Raw genomic sequence first — 3,302 nt, 5'->3', positions numbered from 1 at the left:
AACTCTGCCCTGCTTGATGCGCTGAAACAGCGCGTTGTCATCGGCGACGGAGCGATGGGCACCATGTTGCAGGCCGCGGACCTCACCCTGGACGACTTCCTCGGCCTCGAGGGGTGCAATGAGATCCTCAACGACACCCGTCCCGACGTGCTCAAAGACATCCACCGTGCGTACTTCGCCGCTGGTGCCGATGCCGTCGAGACCAACACCTTCGGTTGCAACCTGCCCAACCTCGCCGACTACGACATCTCTCACCGGATCCGCGAACTCGCGGAAAAAGGCACTGCTCTCGCCCGTGAAGTAGCGGACGAGATGGGACCAGGCCGCGACGGCATGGCCCGATTCGTACTCGGCTCGATGGGACCGGGAACCAAGCTCCCCAGCCTGGGACACGCACCGTACGCAGTCCTTCGTGACGCGTACACCGAAGCTGCGCTCGGCATGATCGACGGTGGCGCCGACGCCATCCTCGTCGAAACCTGCCAGGACCTGCTTCAGGTGAAGGCGGCCATTCTCGGCAGTCAGCGCGCGATGGAGCAACTCGGACTGCGGTTGCCGATCATCACGCACGTGACGGTAGAGACAACTGGAACGATGCTCCTGGGCAGTGAGATCGGTGCGGCGCTGACGGCACTCGAGCCACTCGGTATCGACATGATCGGCCTGAACTGTGCCACCGGGCCGGCCGAGATGAGCGAACATCTCCGGCACCTGTCCAAGTACTCGACGCTGCCGGTGTCGGTCATGCCCAATGCAGGTCTGCCGCAGCTCGGCCCCAAGGGCGCCGAGTACCCGCTGACCGCCGACGAATTGGCCGAAGCCCTCAGTGGTTTCGTTTCCGAGTTCGGACTCGGCCTCGTAGGCGGCTGCTGCGGTACGACACCCGAGCACATCAGCGCGGTCGCCGACGCGGTCCGTCAGGTCGAGAAGGCCCAGCGCACCCCGATCCACGAGCCGAGTACCTCTTCGCTGTACTCGGCGGTGCCGTTCGAGCAGGACGCCAGCATCCTGATGATCGGTGAACGCACGAACTCCAACGGCTCCAAGGCTTTCCGCGAGGCGATGCTCTCCGCGGACTACCAGAAGTGCCTGGACATCGCCAAGGACCAGACCCGCGACGGCGCACACATGCTCGACCTCAACGTCGACTACGTGGGCCGCGACGGTGCCGCCGACATGTCGGAACTGGCCAGCCGTCTGGCGACGTCCTCGACGCTGCCGATCATGCTCGACTCCACCGAGCCTGCCGTGCTGCAGGCCGGCCTCGAGCACCTCGGTGGCCGCTGCGCTGTCAACTCCGTCAACTACGAGGACGGCGCCGGCCCCGAATCGCGTTTTCACAAGATCATGACGTTGGTCAAGGAGCACGGCGCGGCGGTCGTCGCCCTGACCATCGACGAAGAGGGCCAGGCTCGCACCGCCGAGACCAAGGTCGCCATCGCCAAGCGTCTGATCGAGGACATCAAGGGAAACTGGGGACTCGCCGAGTCCGACATCATCGTCGACGCCTTGACCTTCCCCATCTCCACCGGTCAGGAAGAGGTGCGACGCGACGGCATCGAGACCATCGAAGCCATCCGTCAGCTCAAGGCTGCGTACCCGGAACTGCACTTCACCCTGGGTATCTCGAACATTTCGTTCGGTTTGAACCCGGCCGCACGGCAGGTCCTCAACTCGGTGTTCCTGCACGAGTGCACCGAGGCCGGTCTGGACACGGCGATTGTTCACGCGTCCAAGATTTTGCCGATGGCGCGAATTCCGGACGAGCAGCGTGAAACCGCACTCGACCTGGTCTACGACCGTCGTAGCGAGGGCTACGACCCGCTGCAGAAGCTGATGGCTCTGTTCGAGGGTGTCTCGGCTGCGTCGGCGCGCGAGTCACGTGCGCAGGAACTCGCCGGACTTCCGTTGTTCGACCGGCTCGAGCGTCGCATCGTCGACGGCGAGCGCAACGGCCTCGACGACGATCTCACCGAAGCGATGACGGTCAAGTCCCCGATCGAAATCATCAACGAGACACTGCTTTCGGGCATGAAGACCGTCGGCGAGCTGTTCGGTTCCGGACAGATGCAGTTGCCGTTCGTTCTGCAGTCCGCCGAGGTCATGAAGGCAGCAGTTGCGTTCCTCGAGCCGCACATGGAAGCGAGCGACGAGGACGGCAAGGGTCGCCTCGTCATTGCGACGGTCAAGGGCGACGTCCACGATATCGGCAAGAACCTTGTCGACATCATCTTGAGTAACAACGGTTACGACGTCGTGAACCTCGGCATCAAGCAGCCCATCGCGACCATTCTCGATGCTGCGATCGAGCACAAGGCCGATGTCATCGGCATGTCCGGACTGCTCGTGAAGTCGACAGTGGTCATGAAGGACAACCTCAAGGAACTCAACTCTCGCGGTGTCTCGGAACAGTTCCCGGTTTTGCTGGGTGGTGCCGCGCTGACGCGTTCGTACGTCGAGAACGATCTGCAGGAGGTGTACGAGGGCGACGTCAGCTATGCCCGCGACGCTTTCGAGGGTCTGAACTTGATGGACCAGATCATGACGACCAAGCGCGGCGGCGGCCCGGCGCCGGACAGCCCGGAGGCCATCGCTGCTCGCGAGAAGGCTGCCGAGCGTAAGGCTCGTCACGAGCGTTCCAAGCGCATCGCCGAAAAGCGTAAAGCTGCAGCGGTTCCCGTCGTCCTGCCGGAGCGTTCCGATGTCGCTACCGACATTGCGGTGCCGACACCGCCGTTCTGGGGCTCGCGCATCGTCAAGGGAATCTCTCTGTCCGAGTACTCGGGGCTGCTCGACGAGCGCGCTCTCTTCCTCGGCCAGTGGGGCCTTCGCGGTCAGCGCAAGGGCGACGGTCCGACGTACGAGGAACTGGTCGAGTCGGAAGGCCGTCCGCGGCTCCGGTACTGGCTCGATCGGCTGACGTCCGAGGGCATCCTCGCGCACGCCGCGGTTGTGTACGGCTACTTCCCGGCGATCTCGGAGGGCGACGACGTCATCGTGCTCACCGAACCGAAACCGGATGCACCTGAACGGTTCCGGTTCACCTACCCGCGTCAGCATCGCGACCGTTTCCTGTGCATCGCTGACTTCGTGCGCTCGCGTAAGGAAGCAGAAGCGACCGGACAGGTGGACGTTCTTCCGTTCCAGTTGGTGACGATGGGTCAGCCGATCGCGGACTTCGCCAACGAGTTGTTCGCGTCGAACTCGTACCGTGATTACCTCGAAGTTCACGGAATCGGCGTCCAGCTCACGGAATCTCTGGCCGAGTACTGGCATCGACGCGTTCGTGAAGAGCTTGTGCT

1 protein-coding gene is annotated in these 3,302 nt (G+C 63.4%); it reads left to right on the top strand.

Features of this window, described 5'->3' with window-relative positions:
• Positions 1-3,302 (top strand): methionine synthase (gene metH / locus B0E55_RS31185; protein WP_241896199.1); only part of this gene is annotated, 3,302 nt, incomplete at both ends.

The organism is Rhodococcus sp. 66b, from assembly GCF_002076325.1.
Classification (GTDB): domain Bacteria; phylum Actinomycetota; class Actinomycetes; order Mycobacteriales; family Mycobacteriaceae; genus Rhodococcus_F; species Rhodococcus_F erythropolis.
Note: the sequence above shows the minus strand (reverse complement) of the source record. Positions and strands in the feature narration are given on the sequence as shown.